The sequence below is a fragment of the Paenibacillus pseudetheri genome (genome assembly GCF_924513355.1).
In the GTDB taxonomy this organism is placed as follows: Bacteria; Bacillota; Bacilli; order Paenibacillales; family Paenibacillaceae; genus Paenibacillus_AQ; species Paenibacillus_AQ pseudetheri.
Genome location: NZ_CAKMAB010000065.1, coordinates 1 through 23,552, shown reverse-complemented (window position 1 = coordinate 23,552; position 23,552 = coordinate 1). Strand labels below are relative to the sequence as shown.

General features: G+C 44.7%; 28 protein-coding genes and 1 pseudogene. 6 read left to right on the top strand and 23 right to left on the bottom strand.

Translation table 11 applies throughout. The annotated features are described in order from the left end of the window. Window positions 1–195: 195 nt before the first annotated feature. The gene (locus L1028_RS29915) at window positions 196–363 is read left to right on the top strand and encodes a DUF4083 family protein (RefSeq protein ID WP_234541773.1); all 168 of its coding nucleotides are present in this window, start codon (window positions 196–198) and stop codon (window positions 361–363) included. 136 nt (window positions 364–499) lie between these two features. On the opposite strand, the gene L1028_RS31575 is transcribed toward L1028_RS29915, so the two are convergent. The 3 genes from L1028_RS31575 to L1028_RS29900 all read right to left on the bottom strand — a co-directional run bounded on the left by L1028_RS31575 (window position 500) and on the right by L1028_RS29900 (window position 1,168). Then, window positions 500–685, bottom strand: coding sequence for a DNA methyltransferase (locus L1028_RS31575; RefSeq protein WP_341482595.1), 186 nt, complete (start codon window positions 683–685; stop codon window positions 500–502). Beyond that, on the bottom strand, window positions 637–873 hold the full coding sequence (locus L1028_RS29905) for a site-specific DNA-methyltransferase (RefSeq protein ID WP_234541780.1): 237 nt from the start codon (window positions 871–873) through the stop codon (window positions 637–639). Before L1028_RS29905 ends, L1028_RS31575 begins: the two co-directional genes overlap by 49 nt. 127 nt (window positions 874–1,000) lie before the next feature. Further along, window positions 1,001–1,168: a hypothetical protein gene (locus L1028_RS29900; RefSeq protein ID WP_234541771.1), complete on the bottom strand. Its 168-nt coding sequence runs from the start codon at window positions 1,166–1,168 to the stop codon at window positions 1,001–1,003. A gap of 72 nt (window positions 1,169–1,240) precedes the next feature. Here L1028_RS29900 and L1028_RS29895 point away from each other — a divergent pair, with 72 nt between their 5' ends. After that, on the top strand, window positions 1,241–1,420 hold the full coding sequence (locus L1028_RS29895) for a hypothetical protein (RefSeq protein WP_234541769.1): 180 nt from the start codon (window positions 1,241–1,243) through the stop codon (window positions 1,418–1,420). Between the two features lie 126 nt (window positions 1,421–1,546). Here L1028_RS29895 and L1028_RS29890 read toward each other — a convergent pair whose 3' ends face one another. The 5 genes from L1028_RS29890 to L1028_RS31415 form a co-directional block, all read right to left on the bottom strand. Then, window positions 1,547–1,696 (bottom strand): hypothetical protein, encoded by a 150-nt coding sequence (locus L1028_RS29890; protein ID WP_234541768.1) that lies wholly within the window; start codon window positions 1,694–1,696, stop codon window positions 1,547–1,549. Window positions 1,697–1,708: 12 nt separating this feature from the next. Then, complete coding sequence (locus L1028_RS29885) at window positions 1,709–1,879, bottom strand: hypothetical protein (RefSeq protein ID WP_234541767.1); 171 nt, start codon at window positions 1,877–1,879, stop codon at window positions 1,709–1,711. Window positions 1,880–1,964: 85 nt separating this feature from the next. Continuing rightward, a complete protein-coding gene (locus tag L1028_RS29880) occupies window positions 1,965–2,102 on the bottom strand; it encodes a hypothetical protein (RefSeq protein WP_234541766.1) in 138 nt (45 codons plus the stop codon). Window positions 2,103–3,068: 966 nt separating this feature from the next. Beyond that, entirely contained in the window at window positions 3,069–3,335 is a 267-nt protein-coding gene (locus tag L1028_RS29875; RefSeq protein ID WP_234541765.1) for a hypothetical protein, read from the bottom strand. A 32-nt stretch (window positions 3,336–3,367) separates the two neighbouring features. Continuing rightward, the gene (locus L1028_RS31415; protein WP_279306935.1) at window positions 3,368–3,502 is read right to left on the bottom strand and encodes a hypothetical protein; all 135 of its coding nucleotides are present in this window, start codon (window positions 3,500–3,502) and stop codon (window positions 3,368–3,370) included. Window positions 3,503–3,585: 83 nt separating this feature from the next. Between L1028_RS31415 and L1028_RS29870 the strand changes: the two genes are divergently transcribed. Next, window positions 3,586–3,747, top strand: a complete 162-nt coding sequence (locus tag L1028_RS29870; RefSeq protein ID WP_234541764.1) for a glycine zipper domain-containing protein — start codon at window positions 3,586–3,588, stop codon at window positions 3,745–3,747. A gap of 134 nt (window positions 3,748–3,881) precedes the next feature. Continuing rightward, window positions 3,882–4,127, top strand: a complete 246-nt coding sequence (locus tag L1028_RS29865; protein WP_234541778.1) for a DUF2642 domain-containing protein — start codon at window positions 3,882–3,884, stop codon at window positions 4,125–4,127. A 442-nt stretch (window positions 4,128–4,569) separates the two neighbouring features. Here L1028_RS29865 and L1028_RS29860 read toward each other — a convergent pair whose 3' ends face one another. Next, the gene (locus tag L1028_RS29860) at window positions 4,570–4,740 is read right to left on the bottom strand and encodes a hypothetical protein (RefSeq protein WP_234541779.1); all 171 of its coding nucleotides are present in this window, start codon (window positions 4,738–4,740) and stop codon (window positions 4,570–4,572) included. Here L1028_RS29860 and L1028_RS29855 point away from each other — a divergent pair. Next, window positions 4,657–4,911, top strand: a pseudogene (locus tag L1028_RS29855) (tyrosine-type recombinase/integrase); the annotation flags it as partial. The gene L1028_RS29860 and the pseudogene L1028_RS29855 sit on opposite strands and share 84 nt — an antisense overlap. 114 nt (window positions 4,912–5,025) lie before the next feature. On the opposite strand, the gene glnA reads toward L1028_RS29855, so the two are convergent. The 13 genes from glnA to mutS form a co-directional block, all read right to left on the bottom strand. Continuing rightward, a complete protein-coding gene (gene glnA, locus L1028_RS29850) occupies window positions 5,026–6,354 on the bottom strand; it encodes a type I glutamate--ammonia ligase (protein WP_042128352.1) in 1,329 nt (442 codons plus the stop codon). A gap of 33 nt (window positions 6,355–6,387) precedes the next feature. Then, window positions 6,388–6,798 carry a MerR family transcriptional regulator gene (locus L1028_RS29845; RefSeq protein WP_234541763.1) on the bottom strand — a complete coding sequence of 137 codons (411 nt, stop codon included), beginning with the start codon at window positions 6,796–6,798 and terminating at the stop codon, window positions 6,388–6,390. Window positions 6,799–6,881: 83 nt separating this feature from the next. Beyond that, window positions 6,882–8,135 carry a methionine gamma-lyase family protein gene (locus L1028_RS29840; protein WP_234541762.1) on the bottom strand — a complete coding sequence of 418 codons (1,254 nt, stop codon included), beginning with the start codon at window positions 8,133–8,135 and terminating at the stop codon, window positions 6,882–6,884. A gap of 133 nt (window positions 8,136–8,268) precedes the next feature. Next, window positions 8,269–9,558 carry a GTPase HflX gene (gene hflX / locus L1028_RS29835; protein WP_234541761.1) on the bottom strand — a complete coding sequence of 430 codons (1,290 nt, stop codon included), beginning with the start codon at window positions 9,556–9,558 and terminating at the stop codon, window positions 8,269–8,271. Window positions 9,559–9,598: 40 nt separating this feature from the next. Continuing rightward, window positions 9,599–10,564, bottom strand: a complete 966-nt coding sequence (locus tag L1028_RS29830) for an AAA family ATPase (RefSeq protein ID WP_234541760.1) — start codon at window positions 10,562–10,564, stop codon at window positions 9,599–9,601. A gap of 93 nt (window positions 10,565–10,657) precedes the next feature. Further along, the gene (locus L1028_RS29825) at window positions 10,658–11,314 is read right to left on the bottom strand and encodes a YdcF family protein (protein WP_234541758.1); all 657 of its coding nucleotides are present in this window, start codon (window positions 11,312–11,314) and stop codon (window positions 10,658–10,660) included. A 4-nt stretch (window positions 11,315–11,318) separates the two neighbouring features. Next, a complete protein-coding gene (locus L1028_RS29820; protein WP_042128364.1) occupies window positions 11,319–11,873 on the bottom strand; it encodes a ribonuclease FAU-1 family protein in 555 nt (184 codons plus the stop codon). A 206-nt stretch (window positions 11,874–12,079) separates the two neighbouring features. Continuing rightward, complete coding sequence (locus L1028_RS29815; protein WP_234541757.1) at window positions 12,080–14,656, bottom strand: transglycosylase domain-containing protein; 2,577 nt, start codon at window positions 14,654–14,656, stop codon at window positions 12,080–12,082. Between the two features lie 139 nt (window positions 14,657–14,795). Continuing rightward, a complete protein-coding gene (gene hfq, locus L1028_RS29810) occupies window positions 14,796–15,035 on the bottom strand; it encodes an RNA chaperone Hfq (RefSeq protein ID WP_042128368.1) in 240 nt (79 codons plus the stop codon). 19 nt (window positions 15,036–15,054) lie between these two features. Continuing rightward, window positions 15,055–16,035 carry a tRNA (adenosine(37)-N6)-dimethylallyltransferase MiaA gene (miaA, locus tag L1028_RS29805; protein WP_234541756.1) on the bottom strand — a complete coding sequence of 327 codons (981 nt, stop codon included), beginning with the start codon at window positions 16,033–16,035 and terminating at the stop codon, window positions 15,055–15,057. After that, entirely contained in the window at window positions 16,025–16,804 is a 780-nt protein-coding gene (locus L1028_RS29800) for a class I SAM-dependent methyltransferase (protein ID WP_234541755.1), read from the bottom strand. The genes miaA and L1028_RS29800 overlap by 11 nt, the downstream gene beginning before the upstream one ends. A 42-nt stretch (window positions 16,805–16,846) precedes the next feature. Next, complete coding sequence (gene mutL, locus L1028_RS29795; RefSeq protein WP_234541775.1) at window positions 16,847–18,835, bottom strand: DNA mismatch repair endonuclease MutL; 1,989 nt, start codon at window positions 18,833–18,835, stop codon at window positions 16,847–16,849. Window positions 18,836–18,867: 32 nt separating this feature from the next. Next, window positions 18,868–21,621: a DNA mismatch repair protein MutS gene (gene mutS, locus L1028_RS29790; protein WP_234541754.1), complete on the bottom strand. Its 2,754-nt coding sequence runs from the start codon at window positions 21,619–21,621 to the stop codon at window positions 18,868–18,870. A gap of 373 nt (window positions 21,622–21,994) precedes the next feature. On the opposite strand from mutS, the gene L1028_RS29785 reads away from it, so the two are divergent. Then, window positions 21,995–22,792, top strand: coding sequence for a GNAT family N-acetyltransferase (locus L1028_RS29785; protein WP_234541753.1), 798 nt, complete (start codon window positions 21,995–21,997; stop codon window positions 22,790–22,792). A 113-nt stretch (window positions 22,793–22,905) separates the two neighbouring features. Here L1028_RS29785 and L1028_RS29780 read toward each other — a convergent pair. Then, window positions 22,906–23,552: putative amidoligase domain-containing protein (locus tag L1028_RS29780; RefSeq protein WP_423803109.1), on the bottom strand; the 647-nt coding region annotated here is incomplete at its 5' end.

The following is a 23,552-nucleotide window of genomic DNA, read 5'->3' as shown; positions in this document are numbered from 1 at the left end:
TTGTCATATTGGCTTCGATCAAGCTCGATCAGAACTTCTAGCAATGTTCTCTAACAAAAACTAAACGAACTTCTACAAGAGTGGCATATTTTCATTTACACATAATTCTTGACGCTCCCAAATAACTTCAAATAAGTTCTTTTATTTAGTTTTTGTTTGTTATAATAAAACAATAACTATTAATGAGGTGTTATCTTGCAATATATTTTCTTAATACCATTGGCATTTATTTGGGCGATTCCCTTGGTTTTACTGTTAAAAAGAGATTATCTAACTAAAAACAAGGTTTCAGATAAAAATGCTAGCATAGAGAAAAAATTAGACAGAATAATAGAATTGCTTGAAAAAGATAAGGGTGCATAATCACTTTTATCTTTTTTTATGTCGCAGTATACGTCTACTGTGCCTTTGGGAGAGGAGGGATACTCCTACTCCCTTAATGATCTGGTACGGCCCCCGCGTTGCTGGGTTTATGCTGTCGGACGATGGCTTTCGCCCCTTAGAACAACGTTAATTGCATATTCTTCAACCGTTCCATTCCGTCTGCAGCATGTCGTTCATCACGCCCTAAAGCGATATATTTTCTTCCAGTCCTTGATGCAGCCACAGCCGTTGTACAACTTCCAGCATAATTGTCTAGGACGGTTTCCCCAGGTTGGTGCAGGTGTGTATGAGGTATTCGCACAACTCCACTGGTTTTTGATTTGGATGGATTAGTTCAGGATCATCGTTGTTAACTACCGGATAGCACAAGTCACTGCGCGGCAATCTCTCAGTCTTTCCAGCCTCGTTTGACCACGGAATTCCATTACCATAAACAGATGATTTATTGTTGTTAGTCGCTGCATTCATTGGTTTATGTCCCTGACTCATTTGAGCATTATAGGTCGGCAGCCTTTTATAAAAGACTAGTATGTTTTCATGAGCTTGCAGCGGCATGACCTTTGTTTAAGTGTCCTGTTGCCTTGTTCTTTTCCCATATCCATTCATATTTAAATAATTACATATTGCTGGCTGCGAGTACCTTATCAAATGGTGCTTTAGCAAATAAGACGATTGCCCCGTTATCCTTAATGATCCGTTCATATACCTTCCATAGCTGATCAAACGGCAGGATAGAATCCCAAGGGCTCTGCGTTGTGCCGTATGGTAGATCGCATAGGATCATGTCCACACTTCCAATAATTTGTTGATAGTGATAATGTACTTATAACTAATTAATAATAAGGAGAAAGTTAAATTGCAGAAAAAGAAATATTTCACCCTTTCACCACCGTTCCTCATTCTAGGGATCATCTTGGCTTTCACTCTTCCATACGATAAAAGGTCTTATGCATTATTAGCAACCATGATGGCATTTTGGATTACTTACTATGTTTGGATTTATATAGAGAAGCTGATACAGAAGAAAAACGAATAGCATTTGTTACGCCTTATGTCTACTTAACAATACTAAGCGTGATAAATGCCGCCTCTGCCCTCTCTCGGGGGCAAATGTTTGTCTTATCCTTTGCCTGTGTCATGACTTGTTGCTCCCTTCCTTATTTCACTTCAGAGCATCCGAAGCCATGTGATAAAAAGGATTTGGCGCGGCGGATTTAATCTTTTCAAATGCTTCCTGTAGATCATTTCGCTCAGAAATCAAATCAGAAACATTCATTTCCTCTGCGTTCGCCCACTCGGTCAGGATTTTCATTGCCCTTGATATTCATCCAACTCCACCTTTTGCCGGGATATGGTCTGCTGTGCCTCCGCTAAATCCCTCTGAACATCTGTCAGCCATCATCAACCCGTTTACAGCTTCTTTCCAACGCGCGTTCTGTTGTTGTGACTCTTCTAGTGAGTGAATTAAATACGCAATGTCTGCCTTTTTAATCATGAACCACCATGGAGAACCTGCTTTAAAATTTCTCTTTATCTCTTCTATGGTGTCATGCTGGATAAGGGAATTTTTCCTGATTCACTCATAACTGCACTCCTTCCCAGTTCCAAATCTGTTGTTGCCCTTTGGCTGGAATCGGAGCCAGCAGTTGCTTAATTTCTGCCAATTCCCAAGCATAGCGTCCTTGATCAAACCATCCGAAGGAATACTTTTTTATCAAGAGTATTGAAGTGAGTTTTTCGAGTGTCTGATTCTAAGGCAATCACTCCGCCCAACACATCTCGCCGGAATCTGAAGCAATCTATCAACTCTGAAATAGCTACCACAGCCTCAGTCGGTAAGTTGTCCACTGTATAACCGTTCCGAGCCAACGCTGCTTTAATCTCTGGCACTCGCAGGCTTCTTTATCAATCTTCTTCCCTGCATAGATAGCGAGTGGTCCTCTGTGCTTTGTGGGCGCGCGTTTCAAACTTCTTCACATTGAGAGCTATCAGTGTTACCCACGGCTGAATGATGTATGGACTTCATGGCTTTGCCTCATTTCTTCATCGTATTTTCAAATAAATTGAAGAAATGTTTATAATGATTTTTTTCCAACCGATAGTAAATAGAGAATAAATAATACATAAGGAGAATTGAAATGGAATATATACTCATTGGTATTGGAATATATGCACTACGTATACTTGTTCCAATTTTTGTTGCTAGAGTTATGTGGAAAAAGAAATCCGAAATATGGAAGATTGTTATTGCTGTCATACTGACAATTTTCTTACCTTGGTTGGGTTTAATTTATCTCGTCATCGATCGTTTAAGGTCACCAAGCATTCCCCGATTATAGTCTCCGCATTTGTCCAACCCCTGGCGCTAAGCAACTTGTTTGCATAATTGTTCTTTCAATACATACTGGTTATTTGTCCTCTCCTTTATATGGGAGAGGGTGGTTAACCCTCTCCCTTCTTTAGATATTCAGTGGCAAACCCGCCATTAAAACCTTCCAGCAGCAATACCTCTGATCCGCACAAGTCCCACGTTTCCGACTTCACCGTCCAAACCTTATCCTTGTATTTTTCCTTCCGAGCTTTGTAGCATGAATGCATGATTACTTTGTCTTCCGGTATCAGTCCTGATTTCTTGAGCGTTGGTTGTTTGCCATTTCGTTTATCTCTCCTTATGGGCTATGCCCTCAGAATAAAGTTCCTTGTTGTACATCGGCCTGCAGCTGGGTCACTGCTTCTTCATAACTCATCCCAGTAAGCTGCAGGCGTAGGATTTCAACATGTTCCTGAATCATCCCTTGCGTCTCCCTTAACCAAGGAATTCCGGATTTCTCAAGCCACTCAAACATTTCACCAGCCCGGATCTGTGCTCCGAGTGTTATAATCTCGCCTGCATTGAAGCAGTTTCTTTTCAGCTCCTTGTATATCCCGTTCAAAATCAGCGATAATTTCAAGGTTGTAGTCGATACAGAACAGAATCTGCTGCTTATTCATCCGTCAGCAACTCACTATTCGTTTCGCCACACTCCGGGCAAGCTGGTTCCTCCAGTTCATCGCCCGAGATCTGCTCAATCGCGTATTTCCTGCCGCACTCACAACGGTATTTATCCCATGTTTCCATGTCTTTTCTCTCCCTGGGACTAACGAAACTTATTTTGATAAGCCACGTACAATTGTTAAATAATTGAAATCGGAGTGTTACATATGGATAAAAATAAAAAGTTTTACGGCTTGGGTCTAGGAATATGCTTTGCTGTTGCTTTTGGATTTGCATTCCACAACATTGTATTAGGTATTGGTTTGGGAATTGTTTTTGGTGTTGCCTTGCCTCAGACAGGTAAACCCAAAACCCCTAAAGATAAATGAGGTTCCGCTACTGGGGCTATCCCCGATTAATGGCTTAGCCTTATTTTGAAAATGGGTTACTGCCCAGTACATTGGCTAGGCATCAGCATAGGATGACGTATAACCAATTGGGAGGTAATATGTTGAATTATCCAATGAACCAAATAAATTCAATGCATCAAATGCACCAAATGCCACAATCCATCGTGGTATACCCTGTTGATCCATATGTTGTAGAAACCTTAAAATCTATTATTGGAAAACAAGTTGTGTTAGAAACTACTCGTGGTGGAGTCAGCGGATGTGTAGTTGATGTCAAACCAGACCATGTTGTGTTAGATACTAGAGGTAGAAAGTTCTTTGTCCGGATATGTGAGATTGTTTGGATCATGCCTGAGTAATCTTCTATTCCAGAGGGGCTGTGAAAACAGCTCTTTTTTCATATCTATTTGCCTCTTGTAGCTAACTGTTCAGCATTCCTGATAAACAATAATGCAATAACCTCGTTGTTATACGAATTTTATAATCTTCAAATCGATCATTTGGATGATAAGACCCCTGTGCAGCATAGCCATTAAGAGCATCAGTAAACATTGCAGTGAAGATCTTTAGATCGTTAGTCTCAAACGACTCAAGTAATCTAATCTCGCGGAAATTCACCTCTATCTGCCGTACTCTTACCTGGTTTGTGTTCAGCGAATATCTTTTGCTTCAAAGGAGATACTTCCTTCTTCACCTTCTTACGGGTAGTATTGCGTTTCGCACATGAAGATAAGCAATAGGTTGTTCTGTAGCTTCCACATGAACTTTAAGTTCCACACATCGATATTTTGGAAGAATTGCCTAGCCTTTCGGACGTTCCGGACGCCATCCGGGTCCACCTGTGATATAAAGTGGCTTAACACATGCCGCGGCTTCGTCACGGGTTAGCCGAAATCCTCTAAATTCAATTCTTTTTCGCGAATTTTGAAACGTATTGGTCTCCCAGCGATGCCGATCCATTCTCTTCGTCACACTTATGATGTCCTTTTACTTGAGGCTGGTAACGATATGAAGTACGTACAAGAACGTTTAGGTCACGGTAGTATGAGAATCACGGCGGACATATATGCACATATTTCAAAGAAAATAAATGAAAGCAGTATGGAGAAATTTGAAGCTCATATGAGAAGTATCCTCGAATGAAACTACATTTTTAGGGGGCATTACGGGGGCGCTCATAAACCTCCACAAAACCTCATAACCTTACCCCCACAGAAAAAAACCCTCAACGCTTAGAGCGCCAAGGGCTGATTTATTCTAGTAAAGAGTCATGTATTGTGCTCTTTCCCACTCGTGAACTTGTGTGCGGTAGATATCCCATTCGATTTCTTTTAGCTCGTAGAAGTGAGCCAAAGCATGTTCGCCGAGAGCTTCGGTAATAACATGACTGCGGATCATTTCGCTAAGTGCTTCTTTCAAATCGGATGGCAAGCTTGGAATGCCTTCTTCGATACGCTCTTCTTCAGACATCACATAGATGTTACGGTCAATCGGAGCTGGAAGATCAAGCTTGCGTTTAATTCCGTCTAGACCTGCTTTCAACATAACAGCAAGTGCGAGGTAAGGGTTAGCTGCTGGGTCCGGGTTACGAACTTCAACACGTGTGCTAAGACCTCTAGAAGCCGGGATACGAATCATTGGGCTACGGTTACTTGCAGACCAAGCTACGTAGCAAGGTGCTTCATAACCAGGAACAAGGCGTTTGTATGAGTTCACTGTTGGGTTAGTAATCGCTGCAAAAGCACGAGCGTGCTTCAAAATACCAGCCATGTAGTAACGTGCAGTTTTGCTCAGACCCAGCTTGTCGCTTTCGTCGTAGAACATGTTTTCTTTGCCTTTAAACAAGGATTGGTGGGCGTGCATACCAGATCCGTTGATACCGAACAATGGTTTAGGCATAAAAGTTGCATGCAGGCCGTGTTGACGGGCTACCGTTTTCACGACAAGCTTAAAGGTTTGAATTTGGTCAGCAGCAGTAATCGCGTCAGCATATTTAAAGTCAATTTCATGCTGGCCCGAAGCTACTTCATGGTGGGAAGCTTCGATTTCAAAGCCCATCTCTTCAAGGGTCAGTACGATTTCGCGACGACAGTTTTCCCCTAAATCCGTTGGCGCTAAGTCAAAGTATCCACCTTGGTCGTTCAATTCCGTAGTAGGATTGCCTCTTTCGTCTGTCTTGAATAGGAAGAATTCAGGTTCTGGTCCAACGTTCATAGCTGTGAAACCCATTTCTTCTGCTTCCTTCAGACAACGCTTGAGGATACCACGCGGGTCTCCAGCAAAAGGTGTGCCGTCTGGCATATAGACGTCACAAATCAGACGAGCTACACGACTATCTGTCACCCAAGGGAAGATTACCCATGTATCAAGGTCAGGGAAGAGATACATATCAGATTCTTCAATCCGTACGTAACCTTCGATGGAAGAACCATCAAACATCATTTTGTTATCAAGTGCTTTTTCCAATTGGCTAACTGGAATCTCTACATTCTTGATAGTACCTAATAGATCCGTAAATTGCAGACGAATAAAACGAACATTCTCTTCCTTGGCAATGCGTAAAATATCCTCTTTAGAAAAGCTCATGTGATCCTCTCCCTTTCGAACTTCTATATATTATTATTTATTAAAAAACCGGGATAACTCACCTTGAATCAGAGACACTTGTCCCGGTCTTTTACCGGAAACTAGTTCTTGCTTCAGCATTCGGTGAAGCTGGGAATCGGATAACTCTCTACGTCTAACCTCTGTATCAGGGGTAATAACAGTAGCTTCCTCGGATTCCTTAGTGACAGGATTCATTACTTGCTTAATGCCAGCAATATTAACACCCTTCTCGATCAAAGCTTTAATTTCTAATAGGCGCTCAACATCATTAAAAGAGAACAAACGCTGATTCCCCGACGTACGCGCTGGTACGATCAGACTGTGCTGCTCATAATAACGAATTTGTCTCGCGGACAAATCAGTCAGCTTCATTACAATTCCAATAGGAAATAATGCCATATTTCTGCGGATTTCATCACCCATGACTCATCCAACCTTCCAATGATCTTTTTCTGATCTCATTGTACATTTCCTAATACAGCGCGTCAATGGTATGTGAGATATTCTTACAGCAATTTTCTTTCACGCATACTTTGAAGTGCCATCAAAACGCCATATTTAACATGTGAATAGGTTAATCCGCCTTGCATATAGCCAATATAAGGTGCTCGTATAGGCGCATCTGCAGATAACTCCAAGCTTCCACCTTGTATAAACGTACCTGCAGCCATAATAACAGGATGTTCATAACCTGGCATATCCCAAGGCTCTGGTACCACATGGCTGTCTACAGCTGCAGCGCGCTGTATACCCTGAACAAAGGCAATTAAGTGTTCTGGCCCATCAAAGGACACCGCCTGAATCAAATCTGTACGAGGCTCGTTCCACGCTGGCTTTGTCTCAAACCCGCAACGCTGAAATACGGATGCAGCAAAAACACTCCCTTTTAAAGCTTGTCCGACCGTGTGAGGAGCCATAAACAACCCTTGGTAGAGCCCACGAGTTGTTCCTAACATAGCCCCTACTTCACCACCTATGCCAGGAGCGGTTAATCGATAAGCTGCCAATTCCACAAGATCCTGTCGGCCACAAATATAACCGCCCGTCTCAGCAATACCCCCACCAGGATTCTTAATTAACGATCCTGCTACTAGATCCACACCAACCTGTGGAGGCTCAAGCTCTTCGGTAAACTCACCATAACAATTGTCTACGAAGACAATCACTTCCGGTTTCAACACCTTTACCCTCGAAGTCATCTCACCAATTTCAGCTACTGTAAAAGAAGCACGCCAATCATATCCTCGTGACCTTTGGATTCCAATTACTTTAGTATTTTCGTTAATAGCGAGAGCTACCTCATCCCAATCGATCTTGCCATCTGCTGTAAGAGCAACCTCTCGGTAAGTGATTCCGAAATCTGCAAGAGAACCTGTCCCATCCCCTGTGTGACCAATCACCTTATGTAAGGTATCATACGGACGCCCTGTGATGTATAGCAGCTCATCTCCTGGACGCAATACACCAAATAGGGCTGTTGATATGGTATGTGTTCCTGAAGCGAAATGCGGGCGTACCAGAGCTGATTCCGCACCAAAAACGTCAGCATAGACAAGATCCAGCACTTCACGGCCACGGTCATTATACGCATACCCCGTAGAACCGGCAAAGTGAAAATCACTGACTTGATGACGCTGGAACGCTTCTATAACCTTCCATTGATTCTTATCTACAATACGATCAAGGGCTTTGACAGCGCCTTCTATTTCAACTTCTGCGGCCTCTGCCGCGCTCAAAATATCCTCTGCAAAAACTACCATTCGTTCTTATTCGCTCCTTACATTTACTTGCCATCATAATGACAGAAAGCGGCAGTAAACTGACGCTTTCTAGATTAGCTATTATTTCATACCTACAAACGAAGCATTTTCACTTTAGGAATGACTGACAAGATTACTGCTGGTCCACAAAATCAGCAAGCATGTAACCCCATTTGTCATAATCCTCTTTATTAAGACGAACGTTATAGAGCACATCGTTCTCATCATAAGTCGTTTCCAGGACCTCTCCCACTCTGTAGAGCAAGGAAGAAATATCGCCTCGGTCTCCGGGAATGCGGAAGTTGAGTGTCTCGCCGGCTAGTTCATCGGCGATAATTTCGGTAATCCGGGTTAAATCCTCAGGGTTAAATGCACTGATCTTCAAGTACCCTGTACCTGTAGGCAACATTTCCAGTTGCTCAGGCTGACATAGATCAATTTTATTAAAAAGTACGATTTGCGGTGTACCAGCTGCACCTAAATCCTGCAAGATAGATTGGACAATTTCCATCTGCTCCTCACGCATTGGTGAAGAGGCATCCACCACATGTAGCACCAAATTGGCCTCATTCACTTCCTCCAGCGTTGCACGGAAAGATGCGACAAGATCATGCGGAAGATTCTGAATGAAGCCTACAGTATCCGTAAGCACAACCTCTTTACCTCCTGCTAGCTCAAGTACACGTGAAGTAGGGTCCAGTGTGGCAAACAACTGGTTTTCAATATAAACATCCGCATCGGTTAGTTGTTTAAGGAGCGTTGATTTCCCTGCATTCGTATACCCAACAAGTGCGACTTGCACTGCTCCCGCCTTGCGGCGACGCTCCCGATGTAACTCACGAGTCTTAACAACCTCATCCAGCTGGCGTTTCAGCTCCGTAATCCGATCACGAATATGTCGGCGATCGGTTTCCAGTTTACTTTCACCCGGACCTCTGGTACCAATTCCTCCACCTAGTCTGGATAAGTTCTTCCCTTGGCCGGAAAGCCGAGGTAACAGATAGGACAATTGTGCCAGCTCTACCTGAATAATCCCTTCTCGCGTCTTCGCACGCCCCGCAAAAATATCCAGAATAAGCTGCGTCCGGTCAATAATCTTAAGATCCAGAGCCTCCTCAAGGTTCCGTACTTGGGCTCCGGACAGTTCTTGATCGAAGATAGCTGTATTAGCCCCGAGAGCATCAGCAGCCATCCGCAGCTCTTCTACTTTACCTTTACCAATAAACCATCTAGAATCAGGCGTTTCCTTGTTTTGACGCAGCACATCCAGAACTTCAACACCAGCCGTTTCGGCTAATTGCACTAATTCCTGTAGTGAAAGCTCTGGATCAATTCCGGTTCTTTTAATTTTATCTGTGACGAGACTTACCAATATCGCCCGATCTTGTACATCTGTTTCCGTATCATGCGTAGTTATTGCCATGTATGTCATGCTCCTTATGACGGTGATAGTATCCTGTAATTCATAATTTGAAATCCTCAGTTCGAAGCGTCATTAATTCCTGCTTGCCTGGGCTGGTACTTTCATACTGGTTTAACAGTCTTACAGCCTGACCCCGAACAGCTTTCTCAATGGCGTTGCGAACATACCGCGCATTACTGAAAGCATGAAGACTCTCCGTCTTCTCTACTAACAAATGCTGCTTTAACTTGAGTATCGCCTGTGGCATCAAAATATAGTCACGATCTTTTGCCATCAGTTCAGCAATTTGCAGCAGTTGATCGATCGTATAATCAGGAAATTCCACCTGTATCGGAAACCGTGAAGGCAATCCGGGATTGCTCATCAAAAAATACTCCATCTCTCCAGAGTACCCCGCTAAGATAAGTATAAATTGACTGCGATGATCCTCCATAGCCTTGACGAGCGTATCAATCGCTTCTTTTCCAAAATCCTTTTCTCCACCGCGAGCAAGGCTATAAGCCTCATCGATAAACAAAATACCGCCCAAAGCCTTTTTCACCAGATCGCGGGTCTTCTGAGCAGTATGACCGATGTATTCTCCTACAAGGTCGGCTCTCTCCACCTCAATGAGATGTCCTTTGGTCAGTACACCCATACGCTGGAACAGCTTAGCTACAATTCTAGCCACGGTTGTCTTACCAGTTCCCGGATTCCCTTTAAAAACCATGTGATAAGCTTGCCCACCGCTTGCAAGTCCTGCCTCAGTTCGCATTTGAGCAATCTGTAACAAGGCGTAGATTTCAAAGACTAGCTCTTTGATATTGTCCAGACCCACTAAACCTTCCAATTCTAACGTTAACTCTTGGAACAGGCTAGTGTGGCCGTGATTTTTTGGAGGTACCGGCCGGCTCTCTCCAGAAGGGTTAGTTATAGCCGGAGGCTCTTGACTCCGCAATACAATATTGATTTGTCGAGACGGTCTTTCTTCCTCCCGTCCACTGGCCGCTGCTACGCGTCCGCTCATCGGTATCACCTCATTATCCAGGGCTGACTTCTCTAATCAAGTCTATTCCAGTAAATGAAGTGTTATTAGAAGATTCGGGATTTTTTGGACAAATCACAGGAATAGCTGCTGAAGCTTCCATTTCGTATAGGCTAGAATCTCACGTGTTTTATGTCTTGTCATCGATAGAACAGTGGATTCTGTAAGTCCCAGCTCAGGATTCACGTATCCAAGCTCGTCAGCAATTTCATGAGCCCGCCACCCATGATAAGTATGCGTAATGATTATTGCTGAAGACAAACCCTCACGTGCCATAATCTCTTTACTAAACAAAAGATTCTCGTAAGTGCTGGTAGCTTCATTCTCTACGTAAATGGCGCTATCTGGCACTCCTTTAGCAACCAAATAATTACGCATTCCTTGACCTTCGGTGTATTGTAAATCAGGTTTATCTAAACCACCAGATACAATAAGATGAGCGAACATTCCTTCTTGATAAAGCTTCAGTCCGTAATCCAGCCGTTCCTTAAGTCCTGGGCTAGGCTCATCCCCCCACATCGACATGCCAAGAATGATCCCAACATCCGCCTTTTGCATAGGATCTGTCGTGGCAGCTTTATTAATATTGTTTAACGCATAAGCACACCACAACAATCCAGCAATCACAATAATCGATAGAGCAATAAGCAACGTTCGTTTCGTCCAGAATTTTCGTTTTTTGGAAACAATCCGGATCGGGGAAGAACCTCTTCCGTAGACGTACCATTCCATTTCTTTATTTCCTCCTGAATTCTCCATGATGAAATAATTCGGCTCGATGCTTCAAAGATAGTGAGAAATAAGGGAAAGCATGAGCATCGATGCCGCGTAAAATAGTATTGGCTGTCTCCCAGGCGAGTTTATAATCACTCTCGGAAATATCTTCCCTCTCCAGCGCTTCCTCTAATTCATCCTCATCAAGCAAGAAAACCTCGCCATTCCAAAGCACAACCACATCTAGATACAAATCATCAAACCATGGAACGCCTTGGTCTGTGACGCCCTGCACCTTGCAGGTGTCTATGTACCATTGAATGATATTTTGCCGTTCGTCGAACATAGCCGTCACAATATAGTGACTGTCTTTGGGAAAATATTGCAGCCAGGAATAACCTTTATCCGCAATACGATATGTATGCCGTCCATAGCTCTTCCACAGTGGTTCTTTCAGCCCGTAGATGGTATAAAGCGTAATATATCCGCTGAATTCCCGGCTCTCCACATAGCGGCAGGCAAAATGGCGGCGCGTAATCCGGCGCCAGTTGGCCCGGTCTCCGAATTTACGTTTCATAGAAATTACCCTCTCCAGTATGGTTTCTTCAGCTTACCACATTTAGAGGATACACTCAAAACATCCTCCAAAATACAGCAAATTTTTATCACAGATCCTATTAGAAAAATATGGAGATATAAAAAAAGCTGTCCCATAAGTAGCATTCACTACTTTTGAGACAGCTTCGGGTAAGGAATAGCTAACTTCATAAATTCTAAGCGTCACTATTGAGCAGAAGAATCACCATTCACATTGCCAGCCTCTTGATCAGGGTTTGTTGTTGCATTACCACTGTCATTCCCTGAACTTCCGCCTCCAGAAGGTACATCTGGTGGAGCGGTAGGTATCGGTGTTGCTGACGGTGGAGGCGTAGTGAATTCAGGCAAGGTTCCTGTTCCACCATCATTCCCGCCTCCATTGTTGCCACCACCATTATTTCCACCATTGCCGTTATCCCAGCCATTGTCTCCGCCATTCTCAGGGGTTGGTGTCGGAAGATTAGGATCGATGGTTGGCTCAGGTGTTGGCATCTCATCCTGCACAGAGACAGTAACCACATTTGAAGGTTCACTTTCCACTTTTGTTGCAGGATCATAAGTAGTAACATAATACTCGTAAACCAGACCAGGCATTGCACTAAAATCTCCTGCACTAGTCGTGACTGTATTTAACAGTAAGCTAAAATCAGCCTCAGAGGTCTCTTTACGATATATACGATATTCTACTCCCGCAACTGGAACTGCCTGCCAGCCCAGATTTACTGTCATCGTAGATGGATCATAAGCTGCTGTAAGTCCACTGACGTTCTTAGCTGGTTCAGGTGTTTCTGTAGGTGCAGGAGCGATTTCACTATCTAGCTGTGGGAAGGACTTCTTAGGAACATCCCTTAACGCTTCCTCCATCACCTTACCCCAGAATGCTGCGGCAAGCCCACTGCTATTCTTAAGCAGATGTTTCTTGCCTGGCTTGTCATAACCCATCCACACCGCTGCTGTCCATTCTGGTGTGTAACCTACGAACCATACGTCGCGGTTCGAGCTGATTCCAGAATATCCACTTTGAGTCGTACCGGTCTTACCGGCCACAGGACGGTCAATCCTTGCTTTTCTACCCGTACCACTCTCTACAACCCTTTGCATCATCTCAGTCATTTGATAAGCCGTCTCCTGACTCATAACACGGTCAGGCGTTATATTGGCTTTGAAGACGGTCTCTCCACTGCTATCCGAGATCGATTTAATGGAATAGGATTCTCGTAGTTCACCGCCATTTGCAAAAGCACTGTAGGCTTGCGCCATTTCCAGTGTATTCGTTCCTTTGCTCATACCTCCGAGAGCCAGTGAGAGGTTCTTGTCTTCATCTTCCAGACCAATTCCCAATTTCTTGGCGAATTTAAATCCGGTATTCACTCCAATTTCATTAAGCAACCAGACCGAAGGAATATTCTCCGATTTCTGTATAGCATCACTCATACTGATACTCTTCGAATATCCATGAAGGTTAGTTGGGCAATAGTTCGAGAAACACTGCTTCTCGTTGCTAAGAGTAGAATTCATGTCGTACTTTCCAGTTTCCAGTGCTGGTGCATAAGCAACGATTGGTTTAAAGGCTGAACCTGGAGAACGTCGGCTGCCATTTACACGGCTGTAGCCTTTTTTCTCATAATTCCGTCCACCTAGAAGTGCGACAATGCCGCCATTCTCTTGATTCACGATGGTCATAGAACCTTGTACCAGCTCGTCGTCTACACTCTTCTCGAAGTTATCACTGTCTGCAAAAGCATCTTCTACGGTTTCTTGAGCGTGCTTATCCATCGTGGTGTAAATCTTGTAACCACCAATATTCAGATCATCTTCGGATAGTCCAAACTTCTCTTCCGCCTCATCCACTGCAAAATCAATAAAAGCTTGATAACGCTGTTTCTTTTCAGGTGGCTTGTAATTATAATCCACAACTTTCGCTTCGTCTCTCTCTTGCTCCGTAATATACCCTTGCTCATACATGAGCTGAAGTACAACTGCGCGACGTTCCTTTGAAAGATCCGGATTACGCAAAGGATTGTAACGAGACGGTCCCTTTGGCATCGCAGCCAATGTCGCCATTTCCCAAACCTTAAGATCATTCAGATCGCTCTTACCGAAATATCTAACGGATGCTGCTTTAATTCCGTAGATTGTACCCCCAAAATTAATTCGGTTCAGGTACATGGTAATAATTTCTTCTTTAGATTTCTGATTCTCTAGAGCTACGGCAATAGACACCTCTGTTGCTTTACGGAAAAACGTCTTGTCCCGTGTCAGGAAGATATTTTTGGCGAGCTGCTGAGTAATGGTACTCCCCCCCTCTACCATACTGCGTGCGGCAATATCCTTTACTGCTGCCCGGCCAATCGACCATAAATCCACACCAGAATGTTCGAAGAATCGCTTATCCTCTGTGGCTACAAAAGCATTAACCAATAAAGGTGGAATTTCCTCATACTCTACTGGATCGCTCTTCTCAAGGGATAATTCGCCGATTAAATTAGCATTGCGGTCATATACTTTCGTAGTTTCATTAACGGTCAGCTTATCTTGGTTCTCTAGGAGAAGTTTTTGCCCATTCAGCATAATGAACAGATAACCGCCGAGTGCACAGAAAATGGCCAATGCTGTTGCAAAGAATAAGCTCCACAGTACACGCTTCTTCGTCAAAAATTTCTTTTTCTTCTTACTTTTTGGTTTTGATTTTGAATTAGAATTGGAACTGGACGATCCTCTATTTCTATTGTTATTCGTCCTTGATGTATCGTCTCTAGACATGATGCCTCCTGACTCCCTTCCTTGAATAAATCATGTATGGACTTCTCTGAATGAAAAGAACAACCTTCTCAGGTTGCTCTCTCACACTCTATTCAAACGATTTATAAACAAGAAAGGTTTCACTTCAAATTTGTAAATGTTATTCTTCGTTACTATTGTCTTGCATGAGTGACACACTGCGCTGTGGTGTAAATGTGGAAATTGCGTGCTTATACACCATTTGCTGGCGCCCATCACTATCAATAACGATTGTAAAATTGTCAAATGCTTTAATAATTCCCCGGATTTGGAAACCGTTGGTCAAATATACTGTAGCAGGGATATTTTCTTTGCGTAGTTGGTTCAAGAATGTATCTTGGATGTTAATGGACTTGTTCATGTGACGTACCCCCAATGGTTCAATTATATTGTTCAGAAGTATATTCAAGACCTGAGAGAAACTTTCCTGCTATTATAGCACGTATTTTCGAGAAATTTCCAGAAAAGTTTTGCTCACCTTCGACATCGATCCACTCGATTTCCTTCATGTGGCGAAACCATGACAACTGTCTTTTGGCGAATCGGCGAGTATCGCGTTTGAGCAGTATCACAGCTTCCTCAAGCGTCAGTTCCCCAGCGAGGTAAGCGGCAATTTCCTTGTAGCCCAGCCCCTGCATGGACACAAGGCTTCTGCTGTAGCCGTTTTCCAGCAGTCCCTTCACCTCAGCAACAAGACCATCCGCAAGCATGCTATCAATTCGGTCCTCAATACGTTTATATAGTATTTTCCGGTCCATTGTCAAACCGATAAGGCATAAGTCATAGGGCGACTCCTTCTTTTGAGCGGCATGTGAAGCGGAAAGAGTGGTGTTTGTCTGGTGATGAATTTCCAGTGCCCGTATAATTCTACGGCGGTCATTCGGATGCAATTTCGCTGCACTGACCGGATCAACGGCTTCAAGTCTGGCATGCAGTGCAAGCGCTCCATGTTCTTCTGCAAATTGATCCTGTTCTTTACGGAAAGCTTCGTCAGCCACAGCTTCAGAGAATTGAAAACCGTAACATAAGGACTCAATATAAAGACCCGTTCCCCCAACAATAAATGGAAGTTTCCCACGGCTGCTTATCTCTTCGATAAGTCTGCTACCTTGTTCCTGAAATTCAGCAGCAGAATATGGGTCCTGTGGATCATGAATATCGATTAGGTGGTGAGAAATTCCCATCATCTCAGCTGGAGTGATCTTAGCTGTTCCAATATCCATACCACGATAAACCTGCATCGAATCGCCAGAAATAATCTCTGCGTTATATGCAGCCGCAAGCTCCAAACTTAACCTGGTTTTACCTACAGCTGTTGGTCCTAGTAAGACTAGAACCTTTTGTCTCTCTTTAGTTGTCAATGTGTATCACCCCGTACGATGTTTTGGAGTTGCTCCGGAGCAGCTCTGTAAAGCCAAGACGTTCGAATTCCCCGCTTAAAGCCTTCTCTTTCAAAAGAACAGTTTTACGAGCAACTCTCATTGCCTCAGCTACACTCTCTGGTGATAACGCTGCACGATTAGCAAACTGGCGCAACGGGGAAATCGAAGCAGAACCAGTCAGTGGCACGCGGAACATCGGATCGAAGTACACAATATCTATACTTCGATCCGGTTGAGCACGTAAGAAGTCCAAATGTTCACTATGCACGACATTAATTCTACGCAAAGCCTCATTCACCATTACTTGCCCAGAGGTATAGTGCCGCATCCCTTCATAGAGCAGTGCGTACAGCGGTAATGAGCTCTCCAGTGCGGTAACCACCGAGGACTCACCACCATGCACAGCAAACAGCAAGGAATCAGCACCTAGACCCGCTGTACAATCCAGTACGCTATCTCCGGGAAGCATACGTGCTGCAACAAGCATCGGCTCTATATCACCCTTCAGAATCCGTTTCGCTCGAACGAAACCCATGCTTGGGTGAAACTCCATAGGCTCCATCCCTAATCGGTGTAAACGAACGGCTTCTTGAGAAAGAATTAGTATATCCTCATCTCCGTAGTGTTCCACCATCTTGGGTATGGAGAATTTCTCGCGTGGAGCGTATTTACAGCCCGTTCTCTCTGCGAGATTCTGAGCTCGCTCTACAATTTCCATTATCGGGCTATAACCCGTAGTTATAATCATGTTGCCTCCAGTCTTGCTATAAACAAATTTCTAATCGTACAATTACATCACCCGTTTGAACAATTTCTCTAAATCATAGGATGAAAAAGAAATCACAATCGGGCGCCCATGTGGACAAGTATACGGCTGTCTACATGCTGCCAGACGAGACAACAATGCCTCGACTTCCTGCTCTGTTAGTTTCTGATTGGCTTTGATGGAGGCTTTACACGAACAAAGAATAGACGATTTCTCTCGTAGCTTTGCTAGGTCAATCAATCGTTCACTCAAGACCCACTCCGCCATTTCTTCAACGATCGCTTTCTCCTCGCCTTCAGGAAACCAATACGGCAAAGATCGAATCAGAAAAGTCTGTCCTCCAAAATGTTCAAGGTACACTCCAGCCTGCTGAAACCAATGTAGACGTTCACTAAGTTGACGACTTTCCGATGGCGTGAACTCAAGCGTAATTGGCAAAAGCAGATCCTGAGAAGCGTCTTCAGGACGACCGAACTTCTCATAAAAAAACTCGTAATTTACGCGTTCGTGAGCCGCATGTTGATCAATGAGATACAACCCACCGTCATTCTGAGCGATAATATAAGTCCCATGATGCTGTCCGATATAATTTAGTTCTGGGAAGGCAGGAAGCCCAGGCTCTTCATCGACTGGCGGTGCCCATAACGCTTGGGCAGAAGGAATCTGCTTTTGCACGGATGAAGCTTCTTGCGGGCGATACCCATTATTAGTATAGTTGTTGCTCACATTATTTTGACGTCCTTGCGAAGAGGAAGACTGGTATCCTGACCCATAGGATGGAGCCGTTTCACGGGTCATCGGAGTATCAATCTGTCCCTCTCTTCTGAACTCACTGGCGCTCTGCTCAACATTTGATGGTTGTTGTCTACTTAAGGAACTACCAGATCCCTGAGGATCTGAATCCTCGCCCACCTCAGTCGGTGGAGGTGGCGGAACTGACCCTTTGGAAAAAGCAAACTGCTCCTGTATAAATGAACTGCTGCCCTTTGGCCCAATGGTTTCTTTACCCGGACGCGGTATCAAACTTTGCCCTAACAACACTTTACGGATTTCTTGTTCAACGAACGTGTAAAGCTCATTCTCCTTACTAAACCGAACCTCCAGCTTAGCTGGATGAACATTGACATCCACAAGTGAAGGATGCATATCCAGTTCGAGCACCAGCAGTGGATAGCGGTTAATCGGAAGTAAAGTATGATAAGCACGCATGATCGCTGCGTTCAGACCATTGCTGCGAATATATCGTCCTCCCACAATGGTAGTCACTGCGTTTCGATTTGAGCGTGTCCATTCCGGACGACTTATATAACCAGAAATACGATAATCCAAGTCCTCTGCCGTAATCGGCAACATAGCCTTGGCTGCGGAGGTTCCGTACACCGCTGCGATCACTTGCAGCAGATCACCATTACCAAGCGTGTGCAGCAGCTGATTGCCATTATGATGCAAGGTAAAAGAGATTCCCGGATGGGCTAACGCCATTCGATACATGGCATCCGATATATGACCAAGCTCCGTCTGGATACTCTTCATGTATTTCAGCCGTGCCGGTGTGTTAAAAAATAATTCACGCACCGCCAGATCGCTCCCACGGCCCGAAGGGGAATCCTCATTCCGAATTAAATTACCACCCTCAATATCAATCAGGCGTCCTTTGCCGTCATCGGCAGTAGCCGTTAGAAGAGAGACTTTGGATACCGCAGCAATACTGGGGAGCGCCTCACCACGGAACCCTAAGCTAGTGATCTGGAATAGATCACGCCCATTAGCGATTTTACTTGTGGCATGACGATAAAAGGCGGTCTCGCAATCCTCAGGCTCGATCCCCGAGCCGTTATCTTTCACTCGGATGCTCTGTAAACCGCCTTCTTCTACCGAAACCTCAATCCTTGTGCTTCCAGCGTCAATAGCATTCTCCACTAGCTCCTTCACAACAGAAGCTGGCCGCTCTACAACTTCACCCGCAGCAATCTGGTTGGCAATATGCTCGTCCAATATATGAATTTTGGCCAATTTCATTCACCTCTTATTTAGACAATCAATAATTAAAGATCCTTCGCCTTCATCTTCAGATCGTTCAGCAGACTCATAGCCTGCAGCGGAGTCATATTCATAAGATCTGCGTTACGCACAGAAATGATGAATTCTTTTATCGCAGGATTCTCTTGTACTTCAGGTACTACAGCCGACTGATTTGCACTACCTTTCCGATTCTTACGTGGTTCTTCCTCGCCAAAGATAGACAGTTGAACTACTTCATCGGCTATTGATGAATAGGAGTCTGCAGGAATCCCCGAAGTTTCTGCGATGACACTATCGGGTTGTTGGATAGATGTAGTTGCGACCTCTTTTGCAGCGGCCTGACTTTCTAGTCCACCCCCATAATGAATAGAGGAACCACCTGGATGAGCCGCCTGCTCGATACTCTGAAGCAGACCGTAAGCACGATCAATGATCCCTTCAGGAAGCCCTGCTAGACGTGCACAATAAATCCCATAGCTACTGTCTGCCGCTCCCGGAACTAGCTTACGCAGGAAGTTTACTTTATCCCCGCTCTCCTGTACGGCCATAGAGTAATTCTTAAGCCCTTTAAGACTTTCTTCTAAGTGGGCCAATTCATGAAAATGCGTCGAAACTAAAGCTTTGCAAGAAATGGTATCGTGCACATACTCAATTACCGCTTGTGCGATCGCCATGCCCTCACTCGTAGATGTTCCTCTACCAAGCTCATCAATAATAATCAAACTCCGGGCTGTTGCTTTTTCTGTCATGACCTGAATGTCGGCCATTTCTACCATAAATGTACTCTGACCTCCGATCAAATCATCAGCTGCCCCAATACGTGTGAAGATTCGATCAATAAGCGGAACTTCTGCACTGGTGGCCGGAACGAAACAGCCAATTTGAGCCATAATACAAATGAGTGCAACCTGCCGCATATAGGTACTTTTCCCAGCCATATTAGGACCAGTGATCAAAAGAATATTTCCATCTTCCTTACTTAGCGTACTTCCGTTTGCTATAAATGCCGAGTCCTTTAACACAGCCTCCACGACAGGATGACGACCACCTTCAAGTCGGAGATCGTACCCATCCGATAGGACAGGTTTTACGAAGCGATGCTCGGCACTGACGGCTGCCAGACATTGATACACATCAATCTCAGCTACCTTTTCCGCAAGATTCTGCAGTCGCGGAATTTGGCCGCTGATTCGATCACGCAGTTCAGTAAACAAGCTGTACTCCAAATCTGTCATTTTATCTTGCGCTTCAAGAATCAGTGCCTCTTTCTCTTTAAGCTCAGGTGTAACAAATCGTTCTGCATTTGCAAGCGTCTGCTTACGTTCATAACGCCCTTCCGGCAACGAAGCCAGATTGGATTTGGTGATTTCTATGAAATAACCGAAGATTTTGTTATAGCCGATCTTCAGTGATTTGATGCCTGTGGCTTGCCGTTCTTTCGCTTCCAGTTCGGCGATCCAACGTTTACCATTACTGCTAGCTTCCCGCAGCTCGTCCAACCGGGCATGATAACCAGAACGGATAATCCCTCCGTCTCGCACGGACACCGGCGCATCTTCAACAATTGCTCGATCTATATCCTCCCGTATCTCGGCGCATTCATCCATGCTAGCACCGATCTCGCGTAAGGTTGAAGATCCCGAAGTCTTACATAATTCCTTCAAAGCAGGGATTTGTGCCAGTGATAGCTTTAAGGCATTCATGTCACGACCATTCGCACTACCAAAAGCAATACGGCCTACCAACCGCTCTAAGTCGTAAATTTCCTTCAACGCTAAACGCAGGTCCTCTCGAACAATAAACTGATTGTACAAATAATCAACTGCTTCAAGGCGACGTTCGATCGGAGCTCGCTGCAACAGTGGCTTATCTATTCTACGACGTAACAAACGTGCACCCATGGATGTTTCAGTATGGTCTAGAAGCCATAGAAGAGATCCTTTTTTAGAACGTTCTCGGACCGTCTCTGTTAGCTCCAGATTTCGGCGAGTGAACGGATCAAGAATCATATAATTACCTGGTTCATAAGGGGAAATTTGACTAAGTTGTCCCATTGAACGTCGCTGCGTCTCGTTTAAATAGGAGATTAGCAACGCTAGACATTGTCCACGTTCTTTCTCCAGACGTACCCATGCGGCTTCACCGAACTGACGGCGTGCCAGCTCCTCCTCGCGTTTTTCCCAAGGTGTATACACGACAGGCTTCGCTAACAGAGGCGTTTCACTACGTAAAAGCTCCAATAACGTCGGGTCTCCGATGATCTCAGCCGGTTCATAAATGCCAATCTCATCTCGCAGCCACTCTGCACCAGATAACACTGAAGTAACATACAATTCACCTGTAGTTAAATCACATGCAGCTAATGCCATCATCCCATCACTTTCGGTTACACAAACAAGATAATTGTTGCTTTTGTCGGCAATGATTTTTCCATCCATAACTGTTCCAGGTGTCACGACACGTACGATATCCCGCTTCACCATTCCCTTTGTGACAGAAGCATCCTCTAACTGCTCACAAATAGCGACTTTATATCCTTTTTCAATCAGGCGTTGAATATAACCCTCGGCGGCGTGATAAGGTACTCCACACATCGGGATCTTCTCTGCGCCCCCGCCTTCGCGACCTGTCAACGTAATTTCAAGCTCCTTGGAAGCCAAAATGGCGTCTTCAAAGAACATTTCATAGAAATCGCCCAGTCTAAAAAATAGGAAGGCATCCTTTGCCCCTTCCTTTACTTTTAAATATTGCTCAATCATCGGCGTATATTGTGCCATGGTCAACCTCCATGCCTATTTATTGCTGTCCTCCATTATAGCAGAAAGTAAGCCAAGCAAAAACGCCTCCGGCGTCCCTTTAAGGACGGTAAGCGTTTGTGCGAGAAATATAAGGTTAATGTAGAGGATGAAACTTATACTTTCTTATATTTGTACAAAGTCATCCTGCAACCGCTAGAAGTTCATTCTTCTCGATCCTCAGACAAAAAATCACGAAATCCGACACTATTACTGAAGCTCAATGGGAAGTACCTTTTGTTTATATTTCAAGCATCCATCGTTCATTAGAAAGAGGTGTATTCTTCTGCATTTTAATATTGTAAAATCTTAACACAGAGCGTTAGATGATAAGAAAATCAAAGGAGAATACCAAATGATACGAAGACTTACGGAGGATGATCGGGAACTTCTAATGGCGTTGTTACAGAAAGAGCCTGCTCTTAATTTGTTCATCATTGGAGATGTAGAGAATTTCGGGTTTGAACAGGATTTTATGGCATTGTGGGGAGAGATAGATCCATCTGATGGTAGAATAAAAGCCGTTCTATTACGTTTCTATAGAAGCTATCTTCCTTACGCGGATGGGTCGTTTGATGTGGAAGGATTCGCTACAATCATGCGAAAAGACAACGATATTCATATGATTTCTGGTGTAACCGAAGTAGTAAAAGCCTTTAACGGAGTGATTAACTTTAAACAAGGAAAGCAATTGTACTTTGCTGAGCTAAAGGAACTGAATCCCAAAATTAAAGCGCCCTATTCATCTGCTAATAACATTAATAAAGCAACCGTTCAAGATGTGGAAGCGATTTGTTCTCTTACGGATACTATAGAAGAGTTTGAAAGCAGCCGGGATGGATCGAGAACAAGCCTACGTAAAACATTGGCGAGTGGCACCGGCCGCACGTATTATATGAAACGTGAAGATCAGGTTATAGCAACGGCATCAACATCGGCGGAAAATTCCATGTCAGCAATGATCGTAGGAGTCGCCACGCATCAAGCATTCAGAGAGCAAGGATTAGCTACAAGTGTAGTTGCAGAGCTTTGTACAGACTTGCTCCATGAAGGGAAATCTATATGCCTCTTTTATGACAACCCTCATGCTGGGGTCATATACAAACGACTTGGATTTCAGGATATCGGCTCTTGGAGCATCATGTACATGTAGACAAGCATAAACGCCTTCGGCGTCCTTATTACGACGGTATGCGTTTATGCGAGAAATATTAGATAAAAGGGATAGTGAAAAACTAATACTTTCTAATATTTTGAAATATAAGCTTAAGCTTTAACTTTGCTGCACCACAGCTCACGGATATCGCGAGATTCATCCCACGTTCGTTCAGCGGCGATATACTGAAATAAAGGCTCTATGTATTGGGCGGCCTTCTCGTAGCGGCCTATAGAGCGTAGCTGCGCCAGCAGAGGGGGTACTGCGTCGCGCAGCGGGGATTTATCGCCGCCGTAGTAGGCGATATGCAGGTCTTCCCGGTCGAGTGGGCGCAGCGTCAGGTCTTCATAATGGCTCACGATAAGGTGAGCCAAATAGACCGCGCCTTTAGCGATGACCGGGGATACCAGGAAGCTCGGCAAGGTCCGGTACTCAAAGCCGCCATGCGGCTGAATCCGGAAATCGCCGAGCACGCCGTAACGAGGACGACGCGCTCCCGCGCGGACGTCCTCAAGCAAAAGCATCGGCAGCGCGAGATAGTTATCGAGCGCGCGCAAGAGCGGCGCCGTCAGCGTCACGCCGCTGAAGTGCAAATGGCCGCCGAGGGCCCAGCCCGTCAGCGGCATGCCTCCCGCCCGCCAGCGCAGCGTGCGGTCGGCGATAAGCCGGTCCGCCGTAGCCGCGGCGGACATCAGCTGCGCCAGCAGCGCGCGTGGTTCCCCGCGCGGCTGGGGGCGCAGCTCGGCGAGCGGGAACG